Source organism: Halobellus rarus, from assembly GCF_024494595.1.
Classification (GTDB): Archaea; Halobacteriota; Halobacteria; order Halobacteriales; family Haloferacaceae; genus Haloquadratum; species Haloquadratum rarum.
In genome coordinates, this window is record NZ_JANHDI010000007.1 from 56,501 (window position 1) to 80,227 (window position 23,727).

A 23,727-nucleotide genomic window follows, 5' to 3' on the forward strand; every position below is an offset into this window, starting at 1 on the left:
CACTACCGACCCGGTCTCGTTTGTTCTGTCACCTGGTGGTCGACGTGTATTCCTCGTCTTGGCGGTGAAAGCGGGTGCAGTCGGGTCGCCCTTCGTCGTTCGTTTATTCTCATATGTAACCTGTTATTATATGGACAAAACCTACTACGTGGGATGATATAAAATAGCCATATATAATATATAAAAAAGTCTATACTATATACATAGTACTTTTTCGGCTGACATACCATTAGAGTACGGCCAAAACGCAAGCAAACGGGTCCATACGGATGAACTATGCGTGAGAAAGACGGAACAGAGGGTCAAGAGGGCTCGGGACTGAGTCGTCGCTCCTACCTGCAGCTCGGTGGTGCGACCGCAGCAGCGCTCGTGAGCGGTTGTCTCGGTGGCGACGGTAAATCGACGGCGACGGAGATGCAGCCGCTTCTGGCGTACGGATATGGAGGTGGTCCGATCGTTTCGCAGGAGTCGTTGACCGTGAGTGCCGGAGCGACATCGGAGAGCGAACCGAACGACCACCGGAGCCACGCGACGGGAATCGAACTCGGGACCGAAGTCGCTGGGACGCTCACGTCGGCAGACATCGACTGGTATGCGTTCGAGGTGGCGGCCGAGCAGTCGTTCACCGTCGAACTCGACCGGGTGGCGGCCGACGGCGTGTCGCTGGTCGCGCTGTTCGATCCGGAGGGGAACAACCTCGACCAGATATACGTCGGAAGCGACGAGCCCACGGCGCTTCCGGAGACGGCCGATCAGTCGGGGACGTACTTCGTCGAGGTCGTCGACATCAACCAGAGCGCCAGTGACTACACGCTGACTGTCCAGTCCGCTTCGGAGAGTCCGACCGAGACGGCGACGCCAACCGACACTCCCACGCCGACTGAGACGGCGACGGCAACTGAGACGGCGACGCCGACGGAGACTGAGACGCCGACGGCAACCGAGACGGCGACAGCAACTGAGACGGCGACGCCGACGGCGACTCCCGGCTCGGATTCAGACTACGGGAAACTCGGATTCGGCCAGTACGGGTACGGCGGCAGCGGCGCGTAGCGTCGCAGCGGCTCTCCAGCCCGCGCTCGGTCGATCGTCCGGCCGTACCGGCGGTCGTTTCGAGCGATTACCGCGATCGATCGGGCGCGACGACCGATAACGCAGGGATACTTTTATTCTCGCGTTCGAATACTAATCACGATGGAGACGATCCGTTCGGCCGTCGCACTGCTCTCCGAGAAAGGGCCCGTTACCTTCAGTGCCATCGTCCGGTCGCGCGTCGCCGGCGAACTCAGGCGATTGGCGCTGAACGCCCGGCACAACACGAGTATTCATCGCTCCGCCACGGTGGATTGGGACACGAAGTTCGGAACGGACGGACGCATACGTATCGGCCAGGACTGTCGGATCCGAAAGAACGCCGTGATTATGCCGTCGGGCGGACGGGTTCGGATCGGATCTAACTCCCTCGTGAACGTCTTCGGAACGCTGCTGGGGCAAGGTGGCCTCGAAATCGGGCGGGACGTACTGATCGGTCCGCACACGACCGTCGTCGCCGCGAACCACACCTTCGAGAACCCGGACGTACCGATCGACGAGCAGGAACTGTCCAGGGAGGGCGTCGAGATCGGCGACGACGTCTGGATCGGCTCGAACTGCACGGTCCTTGACGGCGTCACGGTCGGCGAGGGATCGGTGATCGCCGCGGGAAGCGTCGTTACCGAATCGGTCCCCGAGTACACCGTCGTCGCCGGCGTGCCGGCCGAACCGATCGGCACTCGCGACTGAGACTCGGCGGTCAGCCTTCCGCCGTCGATCCTCATCGGCGGTGCGTCTCGACGTCGACTCCGTGACTTCAGCGATAGCCCAGCATCTCAAGTTGCTCTTCGACCTCGTCTTCGAGGTCGTCGGCCGACTCGTCGGACCGCTGTAGCTGCGGAGTGTACTCGCCGCGGCCGCGCCCGCTCGTCCGCACCCACGGCACCTTCCGGAGCGGGGGGACCGGCAGCATCGGATGCGCGTACAGGCCATACTCGCCGAACAGTTCGCCGTGGTCGGCCGTGACGACGATGTCGTCGGCGTCGATGTCGTCGACGAGCGTCGCGATAGTATCCAGCCCGTCTCGGAGATCAGCTAGGTACGTTTCCCACACCTCCTGGCGGGGCGTTCCGTTCTTCAGCGCCGTCCACGGGTCGCGTTCGAACTCGCGCAGCGGACGGTTCTCCCGCAGGGCTCGGCTCCCGTACGGATGGTGCGGCGGGAGGTAGTGGACGATCATCCGATCGGGTGACAGCGACCGCCACGTCGATATCGCCCTGTCGGTCACCGCCTCGGGAACGACGGTCCCGCTGTAGGGGTTCACCGGTCCGTAGCGCCACACTTCGTCGAACGCGAGGAAGGCGTCGGGCGTCACCGTGTCCCAGCCGGTGAGACGCTTCGAGAACTCGGGCCAGTCCGGTTCCGCCTCGTGCAGCAGAGCCCACCGACTCGACGGGTTGGCGGTGACGAGCGCCGTGTTTCGGATCTCTGCGCGGTTGCCCTGCGTGAACGTGTGCGCGACCCACTCGCGCGTCGCGCTGCCGCGCGACCACACCGTGTCGCGCGGCGCCAGGAAGTCGTACTCGTCCGCGACCGCTTCCATCGCATCGACCCGGCAGGTGTCTAAGATGACCAACACGTCCCACTCCCGATCGAAGACGTCGACCCCGTGTGGGAGCCAGGAGGACGCCACCGTCAGCGTGGCGTCGGCGGCCTGCCTGAACCGGCCCGCGTGCGGGACTCGGCGGACGATCGAATCCGGGAGGTACCGGAGGTTCTTCATTGGGGGACACACGGTCGTCGTCGACTAAATGATTACTGTCTTACCGACCCGGTAACCGTCGCCTAACGGACCGTTGATGGGGAGCACGCCCGCTCGTCGATTGGAATCGACTCGGAACCGTCGATCGGATCCGACGCTGAACGCGACCTAGTCGGTGGCTCTGACGTCTGTCGTCGTGGTTATCTCTTCGAGCGTCTCGTACGCTTGCTGGACGATGTCCTTGATCCAGATGTACTCGTACGTGCTCACGCGGCCGAGGTTGAAGACGTTCTCATAGGAACTGAGCTTCCCGTTGATGCGCTCGAACTTCTCGATCTCCTCGTTCACCGGCAGGGGGTACGCGTGGGGTGCACGGCGGATTTTAGCGTCGATCGTCTCCGCTTCGATGCCCTGTTCGTCGAGGAAGTCGAGCAGGTAACTCTCGAACCACTCCTCCGAGCGCGACCAGACGTCGTCGCCGACGAAACACGGGAACTCGACGGTGAGGATGTACTCGCCCCCGGGGATCGACTGGGGCGTGAACTCGTAGTCGGTGATGCGCGTGAACTCGTAGTGGTTTGGGAAGTACCCCCAGTCGACGTGCTCGGGGAACAGTCGCTCCGAGGCCTCGAGGTGTGCACCGAGAATCACCATACTCCGATAGTTCAGTTCCTCCTCGGTGTCGACGAGGATGCTGGGATCGATCGTGCTGACGAACAAGTCGCTCGTGAGTTCCTCGCCGCTCTCGGTCCGGACGCTCGCGATCGTGTCGCCGTCGGTGTTGAGATCGGTCACCCCGTCGAAGACGACCTCGCAACCGGAAACCATCCCCGAGAGGATCTCGGTGTACTTGTCCGTCGGGTAGTACGCGCCGTCGCCAAAGAACTCCTGTTCCTCCTCGGGGAAACTGATCTTGAAGTCGAACCAATCGCCGGTGATCCGCGCGGGGTCGATCCCCCAGTGTTTCTCGGTGTAGTGCTTGTTGTACCGCTCGTACAGCGTCGGGCCCACCTGGTTCAGCATATACTCCTCGAAGAACTCGGCGTCGGTCTTCCCCGGTGCCTCTGCCAGTTCCTCGCGGATCTGATCGGCGTCGTCCCATCGGTCGATGTTCTGCTTGCTCACCGGGTAGTGGTGCGGATCCTCGAGGCCCCCACGCGGATACGTCGCAGCGTAGAACTCGTGTGCATCGAGGTCGGTGAATTGTGAGAACAGCTCCCCGACGATCGCTTCCTCCTCTTCGTCGTAGAAGAGCAGGTGCGGAGCCGAGTCGCAGTGGTATCCGCTGTCGAACTCGATCTCACGGAGGAGCCCGCCGATCGCGTCTTTCTCGACGATCGTCACGTCGTACCCCGCCTCGTCGAGCAGGTGGCCGAGCGAACAGCCGGCGACGCCCGCGCCGATGATTGTCACGTCCACGGTCGTCTACGTATACAGACTGTTTCGGGTAAAGTTATTCGCGTTCTACCGCCCGGTACGGGCAGCCTCATCGGAGATTGTGGCGGGTCACAACATCGCACGGCGTCGGGGTCGAGATCGCTGCCGCGTCTCGTGACGTTCGCGAGTGAGGGAGCGTCTAACTGACGGAAACGATCGCGATAGCCGTGTTAGGACGTTTATTCTATGAAAAGAACTTAGTCGGGCTCTGCCATACCAATCTGCGACTGTGAATGGCTACCGATAATTTGGGCGACGTCGAGAGCAGGCTTCGAAAGTTGATCCACGACACTAGCTTCTACTCCATCGCCGTCTCCCTCTCGTCGCTGCTGGGGCTGGTCTCGCTCCTCATCTTCACCCGGGCGTTCCCGCCCGCGTCGTACGGTCGCTACGCGTCTTCGGCGGCGATCGTCGCCATCGTGAGCACGCTTCTGTTCGGGTGGCTCGAGCAGGCCGTCGTGCGGTTCACACCCGAGTTCGAAAACCGGAAGGTCATTCAGAATCTCCTCTCCGTCTTCACGCTCGTGTCCGGAGCGTTCGTGCTCGTCGCTATCGGCGGCTATCTGCTGTTCGGCGACTCGCTCGGTGCGTACCGACTGTTCTTCTTCCCGGTGGTCGCGCTCATCGTCGCGCAAGGGTTCTTCCAGCCGCTGATTATGTTCTTCCGCGGCACGCTGGAGTCCCGCTCGGTCGCGAAGTTCCGGACGTTCAACGCGTTCGGCCGACTGCTCATCTCGCTGGTGCTGGCGCTCGTCGTCCTCAACCACATCGTCGGCTGGCTCTGGGGGACCGCGCTCGCGATTCTGGGGACGATCGCCCTGATGTTTATCACGACCGACGAATTGCGCGTGGTCCCGCGGATACAGAAGGACGTCCTGCGTCGGATGATGAGCTACGGCGTGCCGATGATCGGATTCATCATCGGCGAACCGTTCTTGACGCAACTCGATCGGATCCTGTTGGAGGTGATCCGCGACAGCGCTTCCGTCGGCATCTACTCCTCGAACTACACGCTCATCAACCAGGGGCTCAGACTCGCGTACTTTCCAGTCCTCCGGGCGATGCAGCCGATCGTCGTCAACGAGTGGGACGGCGACAACGAGGACGAGGTCGGCGACATCATCTCGAACTTCTCGCGGTACTTCGTACTCCTGGGGATCCCGGTGATGGTGCTCGGTATGGGGCTGGGCCGACCGCTGAGCGGATTGTTGCTCGATCAGGGGTACAACCAGGGGTACACGATCATTCCGTTCGTCGCCGGCGGCGTGTTCTTCTGGGGGTTGGCCGACGCTGGTCAACGGGGATTAGAGCTGAAGGAGGCGACGCTGACGCTCTCGATCGGCGTGCTGCTGGCGATCGGCTCCAACTTCCTCCTGAACCTCCCGATGATCTACTACTTCGGGTATATGGGGGCTGCGGCCGCTACCCTCATCAGTTCGGGTATCTACGTCGTCTTCGTCTGGTACGTCTCGAGTCGACACATCAACTGGAGTTTCCCCGAACACACGATTCGAAACACCGTCCTCGCCGGGACGCTGATGGGCCTTCCGCCCGCCGCCGTGTATCTCACGGGAAGCTACACCCACGTGCTCGTGGTCGCCGCGAGCCTCTTGGGGGCCCCGATCTACCTGACGGTCGTCTACGTCCTGGGAGAGTTCCGCGAGGACGAAATCCGGGCCGTCTCGGATCTGTTCGACACGGTCGTCGGCCCCCTCCGCTGATCGGGACTGAGGACTGCGTACCGGTGATCGTACGGCGGGGGTCGCGACCTTCGATAGGTGGCTCCAACAGCGTCTAAGACGCCTGGTATCGATCGGATCTCGGAGCGGATTCACAGACTTTCGTCGACGTGATCGGCCGCCTTCAGGGCGAGCGCGGCGATCGTCAACGTCGGATGCGTCGCGCCGCCGGTGACGAAGACGCTGCCCGAGGCGACGTATAGGTTCCGGACGTCGTGGGTCCGCAGCGTCGGACGCACGACGCTCTCGGCCGGGTCGGTTCCCATTCGGGTGGTCCCCATCTTGTGGGAGGCGGGCCGCGGGCTGTCGAAATCGCTCTCGAAGGTGATCTCCGCGCCCAGTTCGTCCATAATGTCGCGCTGTATCTCCCGGGCGTACGCCATCGTCTCGCGAGCGTGTGAGCCGAGAGACCACGAAACGTCGGGGACGGGATTTCCGAAGCCGTCGGTCCGGGAGAGATCGAGCGTGACGGCGTTCCCTTCTCTCGGAAGGAGTTCGGGATTCGCGATCATCCCGACGCGCCGGTTCGGCGTGTCGGCTCGCATCTCTTCGAGCGCTTCGTCGCCCCACTTGTCTCCGACGAGCGGGTCGAACATATCCTCTCGCGTGTCGCGGTCTCCGCCGCGGAGCGCGCGAGTCGTCCCGGACACCGGGTCGATGTTCTCGAACGCGAGTTTGATGCTCCCCGGAGTCGGCTCCTCGTGATCGTAGAATTGGTGGGTCTCGCTCGTGTAGAACCCGATCGGGTTCTGGTTCGTCGGCTCGTCGAGGACGCCCTCGACCCGGACGATCGGGTGATCCATAAAGTAGCGGCCGACCGCGCCGCTGGTGTTCGCCAGTCCGTCCGGATACGTCTCCGAGGCCGACAGAAGCAGCAGCCGAGGGATCTCGACGGCACCGCAGGCGAGCACGAACCGGTCGGCGGTCTGTCGGTGCCGCTCGCCGTCGGGCGTCGCGTACACCGCTGCCTCGACGTGCGCGCCCTCGTCGTCGTGGACGAGGCGCTGGACCGGCGCGCGGTCGACGACCCGGGCTCCCTCCGCTTCCGCCTTCCTGACGTGGATGTCGGCGCTGTATTTGGCGCCCGAGGGACAGACTGGGATACAGGTGCTGAAACCGAGACACTGGGTCCGGTCGTCGTAGGGCTCGGAGTTTCTGGCCTGCGGGATAGTGTGCATCGTGATCCCGAGTTCCTCACACGCCGCTGCGAACAGCGAGTCCGAGTAACTCGGGGGGAACGCGTCCATCGGATACTCCTGTTCGCGGGGGGGCCCGAAGGGGTTGTCGTCGGCACCGGCCACGCCGAGCTCCCGCTCGGCGCGCGCGTAGTACGGGCGGAGATCGTCGTACCCGATGGGCCAGTCCGACGCGAGGCCGTACCGACTGTTCATCTCGAAGTCCTTCTCGTGGAAGCGCGTCGCCATCCCGAGCCAGTGGAGCGACGTCCCGCCGATCCCCTTCACGCGCGTCCGGTTCAACCGGTAGTACACGTCGCCCGAAGAGGCGTACCTGTCTCGCGCGCCCCCGACGTCCCACACCTCCTCGAAGCCCACTTCCGGGCGAATCGCCGCCTCCATCCGCTGACGGCGGCTCTCCCGATCGAACCGGGGGCCGGCCTCGAGGATCACCACTTCGTGGCCCCCCTTCGACAGCGAGTAGGCGGCGAGCGCGCCCGCCACGCCCGAACCGACGACGCAGACGTCGGGGTCCGGAACGGGGGTGCGATCACGCGACTCCGAGGACGACTCACTCATCGCTCTGAGGTCCCACACCGTTCACCGACGCCGATCCGGACGTGGTCGACGGTGGTTTCTGATACGACTCGTACCCGCCCGGATGGCCGATCGGGTTTTCGACTCCGAGCAGCCGACTTCCGCGGGGTGAGGTGTACAGTCCGTACAGGAGTTGATTGACGACGTGGTAGCGGACCCGTTGGGGAACGCTCCCGTCCGGACTGGAGACCGTTCGATCGACGCCCATCGATCGCAGCACGGAGTCGCATTCGGTCGGTGACAGCGCGCTCATCGCCGCCCCGTGCGTCCCTCGGGCGCGTTTGTCGAGCGCTCTCGCCGCCGAGGCAATCTCACGCTGCCGTGCCGGCGGCAACCCCCGCACGTATTGATCGACGAACTCCCCGATTCCCGTCACCTCCGACGGATAGACCACCCTCGCGACGGCGGTCAGGACACCGACGCCGTCGTCGGTGATCTCGACTCCACCGCTCGCGGACGGTTCTCCGACCAGCTCCGGCACGTCTCGAACCGCCGGAATTACCGAGCCGCCACCGGCGAAAAGGGCGGCTACCGCGTCCCGTCGCGTGAGTTCCATACTGCGTCCTCACAATCGCCACACATATCATATTTAATTCACGTGAGGATGAAAATAACAAAAACTGACAGTTTTATGGCCGGCGAGGAATACGGGCTGTCGACCCGCCGCGGGGCGCCCCCCCAGACTTCAATTTCGGGCGTCGGACTCCGGTCGGTTCAGCCGCCACCGCCGCAGCGCGAGCACCAGAAGCGTCATCGCTGTCACACCCAACGCCGTCTGCAATTTCGACCCATGCCGGCCGAAAATCCACGACTGCTCGAGGAACAGGAGCGGCTCGAGGCCCCGGCTTCGGAAGTGGACCGCCGGAACGAGTTCGATCAGATAGAAGCCGACTGCGGCGATGCTCCCGAGACAGAGCCACGCGACCGGAACGGCGACGACCGCGAGCGGCCACCGTCCGCCGGCGTCGGCGGGGGGCTCCAGAGACGGCTGCGAACTTCGGAGTCGCGAGAGCGCTCGTCCGATCGCCGTCGAGCGAGTCAGCACCGCGGCACCGACGCCGCCGAGCAGCACGGCCGAGAGGAAACTGTTGATCGAGAGGACGACGCTCGTCGGGAAGAACTGAAACCGTCCGGTGAGTTCGTAGCCCCACGCGGTGACGGTTCCCACGTAGAGCGACGCCACGGCGACGACGGCGACGGTACGACGTATCCCCAGTCCGGAATCGGTGTCGACTCCCCGATCCGACGGACGGTCGAGAGCGTTTCGGAGTCCCGAAGCGGCGAGGCCGAACGCGAGATAGCCGAGGGACAGCCAAGGGTCGAACACGCCGTGGAAAAGCTGGTAGGCGAGGTAGCCGAGGACCGTCCCGACCACCGCCGCTGGCCCCGCGAACAGACCTGCCAGTGCGGCGAGTGCAGGCAGCAGTTGCAGCAGCACCGGTCCGGTCAGCGGCCACGACGGACCGACTGTGATAAGCGCAAGGCCGGTGAACGCGGCGATGCTGACGAGAGCCGACCCCACCGCCCGCCGCGAGAACAGCGGGCGATCCGTTGGAACGCGTGCGGTACCGTCTGACACTTCGATAAACGTCCGTCGCAAGTATAATAAATATCTCGGCGGGCCGGCTGGTGAGTTTCCGCTACCGACGTGCGAGAGGAACCCGACGGACCTACGCGCGACCGTGGACACCCGACTGAGCGGCCACTTCGATTCCGTGGAGACCGGCTCGATGACCTCCTCGGTTCCGCGAAGACTCCGTTCGGCGATCCGTTCTATCCCACGAAGTTAAGTTGGAGGAAACGGAAATACAGTGGTAATTGACTGCTATGGACGCCGGATCAACGAGCCGACGGTGCCGGACCGACAGGATTGAAGACGGCTCCGACACGGACACGAGCGTCCGACGGCGGGAGCTACTGAAACGTGCCGGACAGGGAGCAGTCGTCGCGTCGGGGCTGCTCGCCGGCTGTTCGGCGAACGAGGACGGCGGAGACGCGAATCCGACGGGAACAGCAACCGAGACTTCGGCCAAACCGTCACTCGACCAGTTTGGCGTCGGCGTCTACCTCGGAGACGAGGGCGCGCTGGAACCCTGGGAGGAGTGGTTCGGCCGGACTGTCGACTACTACTCGCTCAACGTCCCGCGCGACGGGTGGGAGAAGTACCGTATCGAGAATATGCCGCTTGAGCGGCCGATAGCCGACATCGCAGCCGACAGAGAGATCGTCGTCACCGTCCATCTGTACCCGCCGGAACAGACGAGAATGATCGCGGTTGCCAGGGGAAACCACGACGAACAGTTTCGGGCGATGGCCCGGAGTTTTCTCGACAACGACCTCGCGGACGCGACGCTCCGAATCAGTCACGAGATGAACGGGCGCTGGGCCGCGACCGGGGCGGTCGGCCGCCCCAGGTGGTACGTCGCGGCGTGGCGACAGGTCGTCGACGTGTTGGACGGCGTCGACGGAACCGACTTCTCCTACATATGGGCCCCGCACATCGGGGAACTCCATATGGACGCGACCGAGGCCTATCCCGGCGACGACTGGGTCGACAAGGTCGGTCTGACGGTCTACGACGTGAACGACCTCTACTACCCGGAGGACTGCGACCCCGAGTGCGTGCGAAACCGTCGACGGCAGGTGTGGGACAACATCGTCGACGGCAACTTCGGCCTGAACGATTGGGCCCAGTTCGCCCGCGACCACGGCAAACCACTGGTGTTCCCCGAGTACGGCGTGACCGCACGTAATCGAAACGGCGCAGGTGGCGGCGACAACCCGCTGTTCTTCCGGTGGTTCGCCGACTGGATGCTCGCCAACAGCGACGTGGTCGAGTGGCACAACGTCTGGAGTTTCGTCGCGGGGTCGCACTACATCGGCCCCGAGAGCGAACACCAGTCGTCGGAGTTCCCGCGGCACGCCGACGCCTCGGAGGCGTTTAAATCGCTGTACGGGGGCTGAGCGATGAACCTGCTACAACTGAGTCGGGTCGCGCCGCACCCACCACAGAACGGCGCTGAGGTCCGGGTCTGGAAGACGTCGGAGAAGCTGTCGGAGCAGGGGGATCTCTGGTTGGCGACGCCCCCGGGCGACGAACCGATTCCGGGCGATATCACACAGATCAGTCTGGACTCGATGCTGTTCGAACGGCGGCCGCTCTGGAATGAACTCTGGACCGCGTCGTTCGTCGTCTCGAAGCGCCACCCGCTCCGGACGCTGCTCACGCGCGCGGCGGTCTCCGCGGTGGACGATCACGACGTCGCCTTCGACGTCGTCGTCTGCGAGTTCCCGCAGCTGACCGACGCGGCGATCCGACTGGCGAACGAACACGACGCGTGGCTGCTGTTGAACAAGCACAACGCCGACTATCGGATTCTGGACGGCTTCCTCAGAGAGCGGTCCGTGCCGAAACCCATCCGCCGACGGGCCGTCGAGAATTTCCTGTCGCTCGAACGGCGCGGGATCGCGCACGCCGACGCGGTCGTCTTTCAGTCCCAGGACGACGCCGACCGGTTTGAGGACGCACCCGCCGAGTCGACGTTCGTCGTTCCGAACGGCTGCGACTTCGAGTCGATTCGAGCTGGCGGAGATTCGGAGGCGCTGCGACGGGCGTGGGACATCGACCCCGAGGCGTTCGTCTGCGTGTTTCTCGGCTCGTACGACTACTCGCCGAACCGGCGTGCCGCGGAAGCGATCACCGACGAGATCGCGCCGGCGCTCCCGGACGTCGAGTTCGTTCTCATCGGACGGAATCCGCCGACGACGGACGGGGAAAACGTCCACGCGCCCGGCTACGTCGACGATCTCGCGGGTGCGCTGGAGATGGCCGACGTCGCGCTCTGTCCGCTGTTCAGCGGCTCCGGCACCAAACTCAAACTCCTCGATTACTTCGCGGCAGGGCTCCCTGTCGTGACGACACCGGTCGGCGTCGAGGGACTCCCCGTCGAGGACGGAAAAGACGCGCTCGTCTCCGAGACCGTCGAGGGGATCATCGCGGACGTCGACCGTCTCAGGGCGTCCGATGATCTGCGTGCGGAGTTGTCGGAGGCGGGGCGCGACATCGCCGCCGACCACTCGTGGGAGTCGCTGATGGCGGAGTACGACGAGATACTCGACGGTGTCGATCAGTAGAGCGGATGCGGTCGGCCAGCCACGTAGCAATGCACTCCAGCGGCCCGCACTGCGTCACCCGGCGAGTTCCGAGTACGGTCGGAACGGCGCGTCGGCGGCGTAATCTCGGAGGCCGATCAGCACGGTTCGGATCGCCGCCGTCTGCCCCGTGACGGCCCACTTGACGAATGCCAGCAGGAGAACGGCGGCGAACGACGGGTAAAACATCGTGCGCTCCGTCAGCGAGAAGTTCTCCGCGGCGAACTGGAGTTTGTTCCGCGTGCTGTGGTAGGTCATAAACGGCGAGGTGCCCCCCGTGAGGCCGATACGGTGGTAGATCTTCGAGTCGGGCGTCGTGAGGACCTTCCATCCCCGTGCTCGCGCCTTCCAGGCGAGGTCGACGTCTTCCATCCCGAGGAAGTAGGCGTCGTTCAGGAGACTGATCTCGGTGAGGAAGTCCGGATCGAGGAGGACGAGACACGTTTGGACGTAGTCGACGGGGTACGGCTCGTCCCGAGGCGGCTCGCGTATCAGCCTAGCCTTCCCGCCGGCCCAGGGGTAGAACCGATAGCCCGCGTTGTGTATCTCGCCCGTCTCTGCGTGGTGGATGACGCCGCCGACGGCGGCCACCCGCTCGTATCGCTCGGCGGTCTCGACGAGCGGTTCGAGGAAGTCCTCGGTGACGATGGTGTCGTCGTTCAGGAGGAGGACGTAGTCGACGCCGGCATCGAGGGCGTGGCGGATGCCGGCATTGTTCCCGCGGGCGAAGCCCAGATTCTCGTCGTTGGCGACGAACTCACACCACTCGTACTCGCGTCGCAGTCGCTCCAGGGACCCGTCCTCCGAGCCGTTGTCGACCACGACGACGCGGTAATTGGGGTAGGAGATCGACTCCAGGGAGTCGAGACAGTCGCTGGTCTCCCCGTAGTTCTCCCACGTGAGGACGACGATTCCGACTGTCGGCGTGTCGCCCGAGTGTTCGGTGACACCCGACATCACGACCCCTGGAATCGATGATCCGACTCCCGAAACGGACTCTCATAGCGGGGCATCGGCTGTTGTGTGTGCATCGTTCCATAGCGAGTGGAACGTGCCCCGTATTCATTGTTGTGCCGTTATCTGGAAGTTAACGTCGACAACGTCGGGATCCCCGAGACGGAGTGTCGATCGATAGACCATCTGAGCCGACGGGTAGATCGACGCCGTCGTGGTGGCCTGTTGCGGCCATTCCGCCGATAAACGGGGGAGAGAAACGCCCTTCGTAACCTACTCATAATAATACGAGGTGGCTCACAAACGGGAGTGTAGATGGTGCACGTCTATCCTCGAATCATACTCCGTCTCTTTCTCCCGGCGGCCCTTCTCTTGGCGCTGATCACGTCAGTGACCGCCTTCCAACTGCTCGGACCGGTCGCCGGTATCAAAAGCGGGTACATACTCATCGGGCTGCTGTTCGCGGTGGTGTTGTACCTCGCTGTCGGTGCCAGAGAGTTCGAGACCGGCTGGGACGCAGAAGGGATCGGCTCAGACTGGAAATCGGACGCGGGGGGTCGCTCGGAGTTCGCCTGGTTCGGTTCAGCGGTGTCGCCGTACAAACTGGTTCTCGTCTTTGTCTGCGTGCTGGTCGCCGCGGTCGCGGCGGCCGACGCGGTTCCCGGAATCGACGCGTCTGCCGTCCGGACGGGTGCGATAGTGGTCGGGCTCCCTGTCGGGTACAGCGCCCTCATACTTCAGCTCCGGCGTGGCGTGCCGACCCGCGAATTCCTCGCACAGGCCGTCGCGCTGTACGCGCTCGACCCGCTTACGAAGTACCTCTCGACCGCGTTCTATTTCGGACGGGGAGACATCCCGAAACACGTCCACTACATCGATCTCGTGGCCACGACGGGCACGTGGCGGTCGATCCCCGAACTATCGTTCTACCACTACTTCCCGGGACTGCAGACGCTCGGTGGCTCGATCAGCCTCCTCACCGGATTCCCGGCGTACGATTCGCTGATGCTCACTGGTATCGTCACCTACGCGATCGTCATCTGCGTCTCGTATCTTCTCGCGCGACTCCTGTTCTCCGCCCAGCCGATCGCGCTCTGCGTCGCGCTGGGCACCAGTATGCTCGCGCCGATCCATCGGTACAGCGTCTACTTCTACCCACAGGCCTTCGCCGTGGCGCTCGTGCTGATACTGGTGTTTCTCTCCGTTCGGTACATCGACGCTGACTCGACGGGCTACGTCGAGTACCTCCTATTGAGCGCGCCGCTGGTCGTCGCACTCTGGTTCACGCACCACCTGACGGTCGTTCTCTTCGTACCGATCCTCCTGTGTCTCGTCGCGATTCCGATTCTCGCCGAGCGGGTGTTCGGGGTCGGAGATATGATCCGACCCCGGATACCGGTACTTGCGATCTGGGTCCTCGGGAGCGTCCAGTACTGGCTTGCACAGGGAGTGTTCGTTAGTTCGCTCCTCGATTCGGTTGCCAACGTGTTCAGTCAGGGAGAGATCGCGGAATCGGAAGCGGGCGCGACGATCGAGGCGCTCGGGACGGAAATTCCCGAACCTTCTGTCGGTGAGGCAGTGCTCAGCCTCGCCAGCGCCGGCGGAATCTACAATATACTTCTCGTCTGCGCGCTCGCGTTCGGTGTCGTCTGCATCGTTCGGGCCCCTGCCAGATACCGCCGCGCCGGCGGGTTCGTCGCCGTCGGCCTGCTTGGTTCGGTCCTGATGCTCCGAATTCCGATCGATATCCACGGGTTGACACGGATTCAACTGCCGCTCAGCGTGTTCGTGGCGTTCCTCGTCGGTGGCGGAATCTACGCCGTCGTCTCGGCTCGGAACGTGCCGGTGAAACGAATCGCGCCCGGACTGTTCGTCTTCGTGCTGCTCGCGACCGCCGGCCCGGCGGTCGTCTCGGACGACCTCTACGACCTCCACTCGGGGCCCGACCTCTGGGAGACGCGGACGCTCCCTGAACCGCAGAAGGAGTTCACCGCCACCGAGATGGAGAGCTTCCGGCAGTCGGCCGCCTACGCGGAGCGGTACGACGTGACCGTAGAGACTGACTGGCCGTCGTCGATCGGCCTCAGCCGGTACGGTACCGACTCCGAGCAGTTCGCGGTCGACGACGGCCGTATCAGGACCGAGGAGGAGCTTCTGCTCTACCGACAGCGGTGGACCGACCACAGCGTCAGACTGATCCCCGAACAGGCGTCGTTAGTGACGCTTCTCGTCTCCGAGGAGTGGCTTGGTGAAACCGTCCGGACCGAGAACAAGGTGTATACGACCGGAGAAGTCGGACTGCTCGCAGATCACTCGGACGGATCGCAGTTCGAGCGCGCAAATCCGTGAGGAGAGCGTTTCGACTTCACCGCGTGGTCGTACTTCGGACGTTCGTTCGTTCGTGGAATACTTCGGCACTACGGGGTGCCGAGAATCTCCATACAGGTACGTCGGACAGTATCAGGATCCGCCTTCGACGTCGACCCAGATGTGCACCTCGCGGTAGGCGGTCTCGACCGACGGGTTCGTCGGCGGCGAATCGGCGTAGAGCAGGTACGTCAGCCGGTAGTTCCCGCTACCCACCTCGGGAGTGACCGAGTGGTTGACCCGTCTGGTCTCACCGTCTTCGAGGGTCGCAGCGAACTGCTGTAGCTCCGTCTCTTCGACGGATTCGCCCCCTTCGTATCGCTGCAGAAGCACGACCACCGTGTACGTGACTTGTTCTCCCTCCCGGTTGTCGATCTGGACGGCGAACGGTTCGCTCGCGCCACGAATCAACGACGACGGATAGTCAGACGCGACGAGCTCGCCGTCGTCGTCCGTCGCGAGCAGGCCGAACCCCGTTATGTCGTCCTCCCGTTGATCGCCGAGACCGAGGCCGACAGAGACGGCAGCCAGCACGACCGCAGCCGCGACAGTGACGTTCACCGCGGTTTCCGCGGTCGTCCAGTCGGAGATCCCCGGACGAACGTCTTCCGCGGCCGCCTCGGAAGGGGACCGGAACGGTCTTTCGGACCGCTGCCTCCGCACGGCCGCGCCCCCGACACCGGCCGCAGTGACTGCGGCGAGGCAGACAAAAATGGCGGTCGGGGTGATTCTCCCCTGAACGAGTCCGAGCGCGAGTCCGACGACGATGGTGAGCGCGACGCTCACCCCGAAAGAGAGAACCAGACGTTCGAGCCGGTCGAACGTTCGGTCGGCGTCCCCCGTGGACTCGGTCGGCCAGCGTCTCCCTTCCGCCGTGTCGCCGTCGCTGGGGAGGACCAGTGCGGCGACGACGGCGTATCCGGGAACGAAGAGGACGAAGCCGAATGAGAGCACCCCGCGGAGCGGCGTCCCGTTCAACGGGGAAACGAACACGAAAAGCCCCGTGACGACGGTGACGACGGCGACAGCGAGGAGGTCCGAGGGGTAATCGAGAGAACGGTCCGTCCCCACCATCAGCCGATCACCGCGTTACCGTACGAAGGGGCTCGTACCTGTGCTGCCTCCGAGACGGCGACGCTCGCTGGTCGGCCGCGCGGGTCCCCGCGTCTGTCTCGGTCAGTCATCGGTTCGGCTGTTTGGGTCACCGGTATCCGAGTTCTTCCAGGCGTTTCTCTACGGTCTCCGAGGCGGTTCTCCGAGACGACAGCACTCGCTCGACGACCTCTTCGGCGTCTCTGAACTCCGACAGCCGATCCGAGGCGGACTGTCGCCTCGGATCGGTCGGATCGTCGATCGAGTGGGTTTCGTTGGGGTCCGTCCGTAGACCGTAGAACTCCGACCGCTGCTTTTCGCCGTCGGCGTCGTAGGATTCGATGAGTTTCGCGTCGGCGGTCCGGTGTGCGAGATACACCATCTCTCGGTCGCCGAGGTGGGAGTGGTTCACCTGGACGCTATCTCGCGCGGTGCCGTCGTACGGTTCGCCTCGCCAGTCTGCCGGCCGTTCGAGGTCGAATCTCTCGGCTATCGTGGGGGCGAGATCCATCTGTCTGATCGGCGCTTCGGTCAACTCGATTCCCGGGTCGCGTACGTAGAACGGAACTCGCACGCACTCGTCGTACAGCCTCGCGTGCCCGATGTACCCGTTGTACAGCTCTTCCCCGTGATCCGCCATCACGATCACGGTCGCGTCGTCCGGAACGAACTCCAGCACCGCCGCCATCTGCTCGTCAAGCAGTCTGACGCACTGCCAGTACAGTCGCTCGATCGTCTCGAGCACGGACTCCGACGCGTCCATCCCGTCTCGAGAGAACTGGACGATGGATCGATACGTGTTGACCAGTCCGGACAACAGCCCTCGACGCAGTCCGGGATAGTACGGCCCGTGGACGTCCATCAGATGCATCCAGAGGAACCGGGGGGAGTCGGTGTCACGGAACCACTTCCGCGCCCGACGACCGATCTCCTCTGCTCGCACCCTCGACTGTAACCTGAGGAGATTCCAGAGCCGGTCGAACTGCGTGTATTCCGAGCGGTTCTGCTCCTCGGTCTGACTGCTCATCCCGTCGTTCCAGAACGTATCGAATGACCCCGCCCACTTCCCGAGAAACGGGTTCGACGCGATGAATGCCCCCGTTTCGTATCCGGACTCGCTCAGTAGCGCCGGCAGCGTCGTGACGCCGTCAGCGACGGCGTCGAAGTCGGGTTCGCGGTAGGCATTGTGAAAGAACTGCGAGGCCAACACCGTGGGAAAGACACCGTTCGTCGCCGCCGCCTGACAGATCGCTTCCCCGCGCTCGAAGTCCGACACCAGCCGTCGGAACCGGGGCATCCTCGCCGGTGCGTCGTGTCGCCAGCAGTCGATCGTGAGTAGAACGATGTCCCGACCACGCGAACTGTCGCCACCCATCTTCTCACCGGCTGTGTCGAGGGGCTACCTGCTCGGAAACCGAAGCGCGACTCCCCACCCAGCGAGCCGTACGCGATCTCGCGTCGCCCCAGTTGGAGTCACCGCCGACAGCGGCCACCGACGGGAGGCTCCGCGACGAACGGCTCGTTCCCGTGACGCTCGACGACCGCCCGGCCGCTGTTCCGATTCGAGCGGTCCGTACGTCACACTCCGAAGGATCAGTCCTCATTACGAACTGAACTCTCCGCCCCTTCGCACATTGTTATAGTTCGTTTAACGTGCGAGCGGATCCAGACGGGACGTACGACTGGGAGCGGAACTGCGCGCTCGATCGATAAAAAATGACGGCGGTAGGATCGAGCATACCCCGTTCTCGTGCCCGGAAGTCGGTGCTTTCGACCCGCGAGGACTCTGTGCGGTCGAACGGGGCGAACCGGTGGGGCGCGGCCGAGATTCAGTTACGTCGACTCGATCTGCTCGATCCGCTCGGCGAGGTCCTTGATGTCCTCCTCGATCGATGCGAAGTTGTCGTTCAACGGGACGTGCCAGTCCAGCGTGCCTTCATCGGGTCGAGAGTACCCGCCGTACGCGGATACTGTGTCGTCGGTCCCCGACTCCGTGTCAGTGGAGTCGGTGCTGCCGCCGCTGTCGACGGTGTTGTTCAGGTCCGACAAGACGCGGTCGCGCCACGCTTGGCCGACGTCCGGCAGCCCCGACTCCTCGGGCGGGTAGATCCGGTGTTTGGGCGAGTCACCGTTCCAGTAGGTCTGGAACACCCAGTCGTGCTGTCCGGCGTAATCGAGGACCCGATGAATGAACTCGGGATTGTCGAGTCCGCCGTTGTTCGTCCAGGCCTCGGTCGCACAGCCCCACTCCCGGAAGCCCATCTTGGCGCCTCGCTGGTCGGCGAACGCCTGCCACATATCGAGGACCGGTTTGTGCTTCTGGTTCCACGCCTCGTCCCGAACCTGCTCTAACTCCGACTCTGTGAGCGAGGACGGGTCGTCGGGGTAGACGCCGTTACCGGCGTCGTAGAACGAGGGCGTCACGATCGGTGCCGGTTCGTCCGACGGCCAGTAGTCGGACTGCACCGGCCACGCTTCATCGGCGACGCCGATCCGATTCTGCGAGGGCGCATAGCAGAACGTGAAGTCCGCGCCGTCGACCGACTGCATCTCGCGGACGACGCGGGCATATCCGTCCCGGTAGTTCCCCGGCTCGTCGTACGCTGACTTCGAGCCCCACTCGAGGCTGAACTCGTGGTTCGGTGCGATGTAGGCGTCGCCCATCCCGACGCTGACGAGGTCTCTGGCGAAGCTACGGTACTTCGCGTCGAAGTCCCCTCGCGCGGGCGGGCCGTAGTCCCCGCGATTCTCGCCCGCGAACTCGTAGGCGATCACCATATTCCGGTCGGTGTTCCCGAACGTCTCCTGGAGCGACTGTCGAGTGTTCGATGCGCCCGCGCCCGGCTCCCAGGTGATTCCGACGACGTCGTGGAATCCCGCGGTAAAGGTAGTCGTAACGAGGTCGATCTGCTGGCCGTCCAGCCAGTCATCCTCGAACTGTTCGACCTTCGATTTCGTCAGCAGGTACAGTCCGTGTTTCATAATTCGTTCTCCGGAGTGGTGTGCTCGTTCGACTCCATCATCCGTTAGTTATAGCTTAATAGGATAAACCTTTCCTTTTTTGGAGGTATTAGTAGACATTCGTTACATTCTCGATCTAGTGAAGTTATTTCTTCCAATAATATAAATAGCAGTAGAAACCGATCTTAGCCGCCACCAATATCTGATAATTAACTCGTTAATAGCTACATTAACGGTGCGAAAGGCGGTTTACTCTGGAACGCGACCGCGATCCCAGCGTCGCTTCAACGATGTAGACACTGGCGTGGTCACGCCGTCAGTGCCTGCTCGCGTCCGATGGCGACGCGTACTATCTCGTGGACGAGCAAACGCTCTGATTGGGATTTGGTAGGGGAGTATGATAGCCCAGAAGCTCGACCCCCCCGACTGGCTACAGTCGTCGATTCGGATGAACCTGAATCGACGAAGTGCTACGATACTCCCCGAATGGCTCACCGGCTCGATCCGGAGACCGTGTTTCGACGGATCTCCTCGGACCGGAAACGAGTGATCGCCCACAGTGGATCTCGATCCGACCGTGTCCCGGTCTCGTCAACTCTCGGAAGTCGTCGTCGACCCGCTCTATCGGACGTAGACCATTGTATCGCTACGGTTTCTCGACGTACGCTTCGCCAGTTCCGATGCCCGTCCCGTCGTCGGAGGTTTCTTATCGGATCCGGCAGTCGGATGCGGCGATTGGGAACGAAGCGTCCGAACTATCGTCTGGGGACGGTCCTCGTGACCGAACCAAGGAGGCGTTCGTCGTTCCTCGGCTTCGAAGAGGAGCCCCATACGACTATCCGGAGGTGACCGCTACGTCCACGGTACAAACGCGCATAGAAACATTGAAATATTGAATACTATCACAAAATATTGTAAAATTTACTTCAACGGTCGCAACCGGAGGGAGAGAATCTGATAGCAGAAACGGTTTCAATGGCTCAAATACGGATTAACACGACCATACCTCGGTATATCTGATCATAACCTCAACTACTGACCAACTCCTATAAGATAAAATATCTATATTCCAAAGTGATATAATACCTCTCGGAACCGACGTCGAAGGGCCAAAAGAAAATACATAGAGAGACTCAGTTCTGTCCGCCCCGGGATGTTGTCACAGCCGACCTCCGGACCGAAGTTGCAAGGAATTAATATCGAACACCGACTGAGTTAATATATGACCGTCGTCAGCGTCTCGATGCCCGAAGCGTTGGTCGAACGCATCGACTCCTTCGCCGAGGAGCACGGCTACACCGGCCGGAGCGAAGTCGTCCGCGAGGCTTCGCGGAACCTCCTGGGGGAGTTCGAGGACAAACGACTGGAGGAACGCGATCTCATGGCCGTCGTCACCGTCGTCTTCGATTACGAGACCACGAACGTCGAAGAACGGATGATGAAACTCCGCCACGAATACGAGTCCCTCGTCGCCTCGAACTTCCACAGCCACGTCGGCGAGCACCGCTGTATGGAACTGTTCGTCCTCGAAGGTCGCCTCGAAGACATCTCGACGTTCGTCGGCAAGATCCGCGCGACGAAGGACACGCTCAGCGTCGACTACTCGGTGATGCCGGTCGACGAGTTCAGCGGTTTCGACGTCGAGGAGTGATTCGGACGGGCAGAACGGTCTCTCGGTGACCCCGTCACTCCCCCCGGCCGTCGTCGGTGTCCAGTCGCGTCGTACACCACGGACAGAAGTCCAGTTCCGGGTCCAACTCCTTCCCGCAGTTCGGACAGCTCTCGGCGTCCGACGCGACCGACGGCCCGTCCGATCCCATCGTGGCGGTCGCGGCGAGGCCCGTCTCGCGCCCGTCACCATTTAGACCCGCGGCTCCGTCCGCTGTCCGTGTGGTGCCCTCGCTGCGTGCCTGCTGCTGTCGGCGGCGAGCGAGGACGTACGCGTCGGCGATGCTCGCGATGCCAACCGCGAAGACGGGTGCCAGATCCGCCGGATCGCTCCCTTCTCCCGACAGCAACGCCTGTGCGGCCTCTGGCGGGACGAACAGGTACGACACGATGACGGCCGCTGCAAACCACGCAAGCCCCCGTCGCCAGCGCCGCAGATAGAAGTGTCCGAGTCCGGTGGCGAGCGTCCCGAGGAGCGCCGCGAGCCACGGCCGCTTCCCCCGCTTCCGATCCATATCCCCTACTTCGGACGCCCCCGATTAGGTCTTGTGGGTCGGTTTTTGCACGGTTGTGTCCCGGCTATCCTGACGGGGAGAGTGTTTAGTTTGGAGCATTGAGACAGTTGTCGACGGCGACAACCCCGCTAACTGCAGTTGAATACCGAGCGTCATCGCACGCTCGGGTGTCTGCTGTCGCTCCAGGAGGTCCCAATCAATCCAGTCCCCACATCCTCTCAGAGGGTTGATTTTTGCATAGACCAGCACAGAACCATACCGCCTCACTCTTCGTCCGTAACTAAACACGACCGGGTCATCCGACCGATAATATAAGGCGTTCCGCGATGAGTCCCCTGCTGTGATCGACTGTTCGAGACGCCGGGACCCGGACGACGGCTACGTCACGCGGGGCGGTCGCCGTCGACGGTCGACGATCGCTCCCACCACTCGGTCTCGTCGGACCGACCCGGAGGCGACGACGTGATCGCCGACCTGTTCGTCGAGTGGTTCGGTCCGAATCCGATCGTCCACGCCCTCGTCGGGGGATTCGTCATCGCCGGGATGAACCTCTTCGGGGCGTCCCTGGTGTTGGTCTGGCGGGATCCCTCCGAGCGCGCGCTCGACGGCGCGCTGGGCTTCGCCGCGGGCGTGATGCTCGCGGCCAGTTTCACGAGCCTCATCATTCCGGGAATCGAGATCTACTCGAACGGGAACCCGATCCCGACTCTCGTCGGCGTCCTCCTCGGCGCGCTCTTCCTGGATCGATCCGACGGCCTCGTCCCGCACGTCCACTACCTCCTGACCGGACGGCGGCGCTCCGACGCGGCGAACCCGAGCGACGCGCTCCCGCTCGACGACGAACGGCTCGTTCCGGTCGTGCTCTTCATCTTCGCGATCACGATCCACAATATGCCCGAGGGACTCGCCGTCGGCGTCGGATTCGGCAGCGGCGACGTCGCGAGTGCGATTCCGCTGATGCTCGCGATCGGCATCCAGAACATCCCCGAGGGGCTCGCGGTGTCGGTCGCGGCCGTCAACGCCGGGCTCAACCGCCGCGCCTACGCCGTCTTCACCGGCATTCGCTCGGGGATCGTGGAGATTCCGCTGGCCGTCCTCGGTGCCTACGCGGTCCAGACCGTCTCCGTCTTACTCCCCTACGCGATGGGCTTCGCCGCCGGCGCGATGCTGTTCGTCATCAGCGACGAGATCGTCCCCGAGACGCACACCGGCGGCAACGAGCGGATCGCGACGCTCGGAACGATTATCGGCGTCGTCGTGATGCTGTATCTCGACATCTCGCTGGGGTGAGTCCCACGTCAGCTTAGATCGGTCCGAGCCCCACCGCGCCCAGCAGCCACAGCACGAGGCTGACGGCGAGGGCGACGAGGACGACGCGCCAGGCGAGCGCCAGCACGATGCGCCCCACCACGATCACGAGCAGCAGGACGAGCAGGGTCCCGACGATCCCGGGGAGGGAAGTGAGCTGACCGCCGAACAACAACGCGGTACTAGGTCCCATCGTCTCCAGAGCCGTATTCGACCTGGGTACCGCTCGCGACCGGCTGGAGCAGGTACCGATCGGTCCGGCCCCGACGAACGGGCGTGAAGTCCCCCGTGAAAGTCGTCACCTGGTCCTCGCGGATCTCGAAGGGCTCTTTGAACTGCAGGGGGGCGCTCCCGGGCGTGTCGACCTCGGCCTCGTCACCGCCGTCGAGCACCCCTTCTACGTCCGTCACGTCGAGTTGCAGGAACTCGTAGGTCCCGACGTCGAGTTCGCGCTCGTCGATCAGCTGTGTGTTTCCGTTCTGTAGCTCCACGAGGTCCGCTTCTTGCGGTTCCTCGAACTCGTGGTACTCCCGGCTGTCGCTCTCGTCGACGTCCGCTTCGGTCTGTTCCCCTGTGCCGTCGGCTTCGGTCCGCTCGCTGTCGGTTCCGCTATCGTCCGCTTCGGTGCCCGCGGTGTCGGTGTCGGCGTCGCTGTCGCCCTCGCTCGGCTTGAGCCAAATTCCCTGAATCGCGACCACGCACGACTCGAAGTCGGCGATGTCGCCGGGTTGATCCGTCACCTGCGTGGCGAGCGTTCCGGTCGCCGATGCGGTTCCGGCACACCCCGCCAGCCCGACCGTTCCCGCTGCCGCGATTCCTGCTGCCTTGAGGTACGTCCGTCTGTTCAGATCGGTCGTCGGTTTCTGTCGGTTCATCGTGTCTCGTTCCTGGATCGGCTACCACTTAGTTCGGAGACTCTATGACCCGGAATACCCCCGATTTTCCGCCGTTGAAGGCTATTTTCGGTG

Annotated in this window: 20 protein-coding genes; 8 read left to right on the top strand and 12 right to left on the bottom strand. The window is 63.3% G+C overall.

Annotated features, from left to right (window positions below):
- The first annotated feature begins 276 nt into the window (after positions 1 to 276).
- Together NO876_RS08545 and NO876_RS08550 are read left to right on the top strand one after the other, a co-directional pair.
- Positions 277 to 1,053: a PPC domain-containing protein gene (locus tag NO876_RS08545; protein ID WP_256421269.1), complete on the top strand. Its 777-nt coding sequence runs from the start codon at positions 277 to 279 to the stop codon at positions 1,051 to 1,053.
- A 141-nt stretch (positions 1,054 to 1,194) separates the two neighbouring features.
- A complete protein-coding gene (locus NO876_RS08550; protein ID WP_256421270.1) occupies positions 1,195 to 1,782 on the top strand; it encodes an acyltransferase in 588 nt (195 codons plus the stop codon).
- Between the two features lie 67 nt (positions 1,783 to 1,849).
- Here the strand turns inward: NO876_RS08550 and NO876_RS08555 are convergent, their stop codons facing one another.
- Both NO876_RS08555 and NO876_RS08560 read right to left on the bottom strand, forming a co-directional pair.
- Positions 1,850 to 2,815: a hypothetical protein gene (locus NO876_RS08555; protein WP_256421271.1), complete on the bottom strand. Its 966-nt coding sequence runs from the start codon at positions 2,813 to 2,815 to the stop codon at positions 1,850 to 1,852.
- A gap of 147 nt (positions 2,816 to 2,962) precedes the next feature.
- On the bottom strand, positions 2,963 to 4,213 hold the full coding sequence (locus NO876_RS08560) for a protoporphyrinogen/coproporphyrinogen oxidase (RefSeq protein WP_256421272.1): 1,251 nt from the start codon (positions 4,211 to 4,213) through the stop codon (positions 2,963 to 2,965).
- Positions 4,214 to 4,464: 251 nt separating this feature from the next.
- Between NO876_RS08560 and NO876_RS08565 the strand changes: the two genes are divergently transcribed.
- A complete protein-coding gene (locus tag NO876_RS08565) occupies positions 4,465 to 5,952 on the top strand; it encodes a lipopolysaccharide biosynthesis protein (RefSeq protein ID WP_256421273.1) in 1,488 nt (495 codons plus the stop codon).
- A gap of 110 nt (positions 5,953 to 6,062) precedes the next feature.
- Here NO876_RS08565 and NO876_RS08570 read toward each other — a convergent pair whose 3' ends face one another.
- The 3 genes from NO876_RS08570 to NO876_RS08580 form a co-directional block, all read right to left on the bottom strand.
- Positions 6,063 to 7,724 carry a GMC family oxidoreductase gene (locus NO876_RS08570; RefSeq protein WP_256421274.1) on the bottom strand — a complete coding sequence of 554 codons (1,662 nt, stop codon included), beginning with the start codon at positions 7,722 to 7,724 and terminating at the stop codon, positions 6,063 to 6,065.
- Positions 7,717 to 8,298, bottom strand: a complete 582-nt coding sequence (locus tag NO876_RS08575; RefSeq protein WP_256421275.1) for a gluconate 2-dehydrogenase subunit 3 family protein — start codon at positions 8,296 to 8,298, stop codon at positions 7,717 to 7,719. Before NO876_RS08575 ends, NO876_RS08570 begins: the two co-directional genes overlap by 8 nt.
- Positions 8,299 to 8,427: 129 nt before the next feature.
- Complete coding sequence (locus NO876_RS08580) at positions 8,428 to 9,321, bottom strand: hypothetical protein (protein WP_256421276.1); 894 nt, start codon at positions 9,319 to 9,321, stop codon at positions 8,428 to 8,430.
- Between the two features lie 248 nt (positions 9,322 to 9,569).
- Here NO876_RS08580 and NO876_RS08585 point away from each other — a divergent pair, with 248 nt between their 5' ends.
- Entirely contained in the window at positions 9,570 to 10,706 is a 1,137-nt protein-coding gene (locus NO876_RS08585) for a glycosyl hydrolase (RefSeq protein WP_256421277.1), read from the top strand.
- A 3-nt stretch (positions 10,707 to 10,709) separates the two neighbouring features.
- Positions 10,710 to 11,876, top strand: coding sequence for a glycosyltransferase family 4 protein (locus NO876_RS08590; protein WP_256421278.1), 1,167 nt, complete (start codon positions 10,710 to 10,712; stop codon positions 11,874 to 11,876).
- Between the two features lie 54 nt (positions 11,877 to 11,930).
- Here NO876_RS08590 and NO876_RS08595 read toward each other — a convergent pair whose 3' ends face one another.
- Positions 11,931 to 12,851: a glycosyltransferase family 2 protein gene (locus NO876_RS08595; protein WP_256421279.1), complete on the bottom strand. Its 921-nt coding sequence runs from the start codon at positions 12,849 to 12,851 to the stop codon at positions 11,931 to 11,933.
- A 312-nt stretch (positions 12,852 to 13,163) separates the two neighbouring features.
- Here NO876_RS08595 and NO876_RS08600 point away from each other — a divergent pair, with 312 nt between their 5' ends.
- Positions 13,164 to 15,197 (top strand): hypothetical protein, encoded by a 2,034-nt coding sequence (locus NO876_RS08600; RefSeq protein ID WP_256421280.1) that lies wholly within the window; start codon positions 13,164 to 13,166, stop codon positions 15,195 to 15,197.
- Positions 15,198 to 15,308: 111 nt separating this feature from the next.
- On the opposite strand, the gene NO876_RS08605 is transcribed toward NO876_RS08600, so the two are convergent.
- The 3 genes from NO876_RS08605 to NO876_RS08615 all read right to left on the bottom strand — a co-directional run bounded on the left by NO876_RS08605 (position 15,309) and on the right by NO876_RS08615 (position 19,289).
- Complete coding sequence (locus NO876_RS08605; protein WP_256421281.1) at positions 15,309 to 16,289, bottom strand: DUF1616 domain-containing protein; 981 nt, start codon at positions 16,287 to 16,289, stop codon at positions 15,309 to 15,311.
- A 127-nt stretch (positions 16,290 to 16,416) separates the two neighbouring features.
- Entirely contained in the window at positions 16,417 to 17,682 is a 1,266-nt protein-coding gene (locus NO876_RS08610; protein WP_256421282.1) for a sulfatase-like hydrolase/transferase, read from the bottom strand.
- A gap of 458 nt (positions 17,683 to 18,140) precedes the next feature.
- Entirely contained in the window at positions 18,141 to 19,289 is a 1,149-nt protein-coding gene (locus NO876_RS08615) for a hypothetical protein (RefSeq protein ID WP_256421283.1), read from the bottom strand.
- A gap of 1,201 nt (positions 19,290 to 20,490) precedes the next feature.
- Between NO876_RS08615 and NO876_RS08620 the strand changes: the two genes are divergently transcribed.
- Positions 20,491 to 20,919, top strand: a complete 429-nt coding sequence (locus tag NO876_RS08620; protein WP_103992856.1) for a CopG family ribbon-helix-helix protein — start codon at positions 20,491 to 20,493, stop codon at positions 20,917 to 20,919.
- A gap of 34 nt (positions 20,920 to 20,953) precedes the next feature.
- On the opposite strand, the gene NO876_RS08625 is transcribed toward NO876_RS08620, so the two are convergent.
- Positions 20,954 to 21,451 carry a DUF7575 domain-containing protein gene (locus NO876_RS08625; RefSeq protein ID WP_256421284.1) on the bottom strand — a complete coding sequence of 166 codons (498 nt, stop codon included), beginning with the start codon at positions 21,449 to 21,451 and terminating at the stop codon, positions 20,954 to 20,956.
- 462 nt (positions 21,452 to 21,913) lie between these two features.
- Between NO876_RS08625 and NO876_RS08635 the strand changes: the two genes are divergently transcribed.
- Positions 21,914 to 22,741 (top strand): ZIP family metal transporter, encoded by an 828-nt coding sequence (locus tag NO876_RS08635; protein WP_256421285.1) that lies wholly within the window; start codon positions 21,914 to 21,916, stop codon positions 22,739 to 22,741.
- Positions 22,742 to 22,754: 13 nt separating this feature from the next.
- On the opposite strand, the gene NO876_RS08640 is transcribed toward NO876_RS08635, so the two are convergent.
- Entirely contained in the window at positions 22,755 to 22,952 is a 198-nt protein-coding gene (locus NO876_RS08640) for a DUF8029 family protein (RefSeq protein WP_256421286.1), read from the bottom strand.
- Complete coding sequence (locus NO876_RS08645; RefSeq protein ID WP_256421287.1) at positions 22,942 to 23,634, bottom strand: DUF4382 domain-containing protein; 693 nt, start codon at positions 23,632 to 23,634, stop codon at positions 22,942 to 22,944. The genes NO876_RS08640 and NO876_RS08645 overlap by 11 nt, the downstream gene beginning before the upstream one ends.
- Positions 23,635 to 23,727 lie beyond the last annotated feature (93 nt).

Bases quoted from the DNA above. Each gene is read 5' to 3' on its own strand.
- NO876_RS08545 (WP_256421269.1), top strand. From the start codon at position 277: ATGCGTGAGAAAGACGGAACAGAGGGTCAAGAGGGCTCGGGACTGAGT.
- NO876_RS08550 (WP_256421270.1), top strand. From the start codon at position 1,195: ATGGAGACGATCCGTTCGGCCGTCGCACTGCTCTCCGAGAAAGGGCCC.
- NO876_RS08555 (WP_256421271.1), bottom strand. From the start codon at position 2,815: ATGAAGAACCTCCGGTACCTCCCGGATTCGATCGTCCGCCGAGTCCCG.
- NO876_RS08565 (WP_256421273.1), top strand. From the start codon at position 4,465: ATGGCTACCGATAATTTGGGCGACGTCGAGAGCAGGCTTCGAAAGTTG.
- NO876_RS08570 (WP_256421274.1), bottom strand. From the start codon at position 7,724: ATGAGTGAGTCGTCCTCGGAGTCGCGTGATCGCACCCCCGTTCCGGAC.
- NO876_RS08575 (WP_256421275.1), bottom strand. From the start codon at position 8,298: ATGGAACTCACGCGACGGGACGCGGTAGCCGCCCTTTTCGCCGGTGGC.
- NO876_RS08585 (WP_256421277.1), top strand. From the start codon at position 9,570: ATGGACGCCGGATCAACGAGCCGACGGTGCCGGACCGACAGGATTGAA.
- NO876_RS08590 (WP_256421278.1), top strand. From the start codon at position 10,710: ATGAACCTGCTACAACTGAGTCGGGTCGCGCCGCACCCACCACAGAAC.
- NO876_RS08595 (WP_256421279.1), bottom strand. From the start codon at position 12,851: ATGTCGGGTGTCACCGAACACTCGGGCGACACGCCGACAGTCGGAATC.
- NO876_RS08600 (WP_256421280.1), top strand. From the start codon at position 13,164: ATGGTGCACGTCTATCCTCGAATCATACTCCGTCTCTTTCTCCCGGCG.
- NO876_RS08605 (WP_256421281.1), bottom strand. From the start codon at position 16,289: ATGGTGGGGACGGACCGTTCTCTCGATTACCCCTCGGACCTCCTCGCT.
- NO876_RS08610 (WP_256421282.1), bottom strand. From the start codon at position 17,682: ATGGGTGGCGACAGTTCGCGTGGTCGGGACATCGTTCTACTCACGATC.
- NO876_RS08615 (WP_256421283.1), bottom strand. From the start codon at position 19,289: ATGAAACACGGACTGTACCTGCTGACGAAATCGAAGGTCGAACAGTTC.
- NO876_RS08620 (WP_103992856.1), top strand. From the start codon at position 20,491: ATGACCGTCGTCAGCGTCTCGATGCCCGAAGCGTTGGTCGAACGCATC.
- NO876_RS08625 (WP_256421284.1), bottom strand. From the start codon at position 21,451: ATGGATCGGAAGCGGGGGAAGCGGCCGTGGCTCGCGGCGCTCCTCGGG.
- NO876_RS08640 (WP_256421286.1), bottom strand. From the start codon at position 22,952: ATGGGACCTAGTACCGCGTTGTTGTTCGGCGGTCAGCTCACTTCCCTC.
- NO876_RS08645 (WP_256421287.1), bottom strand. From the start codon at position 23,634: ATGAACCGACAGAAACCGACGACCGATCTGAACAGACGGACGTACCTC.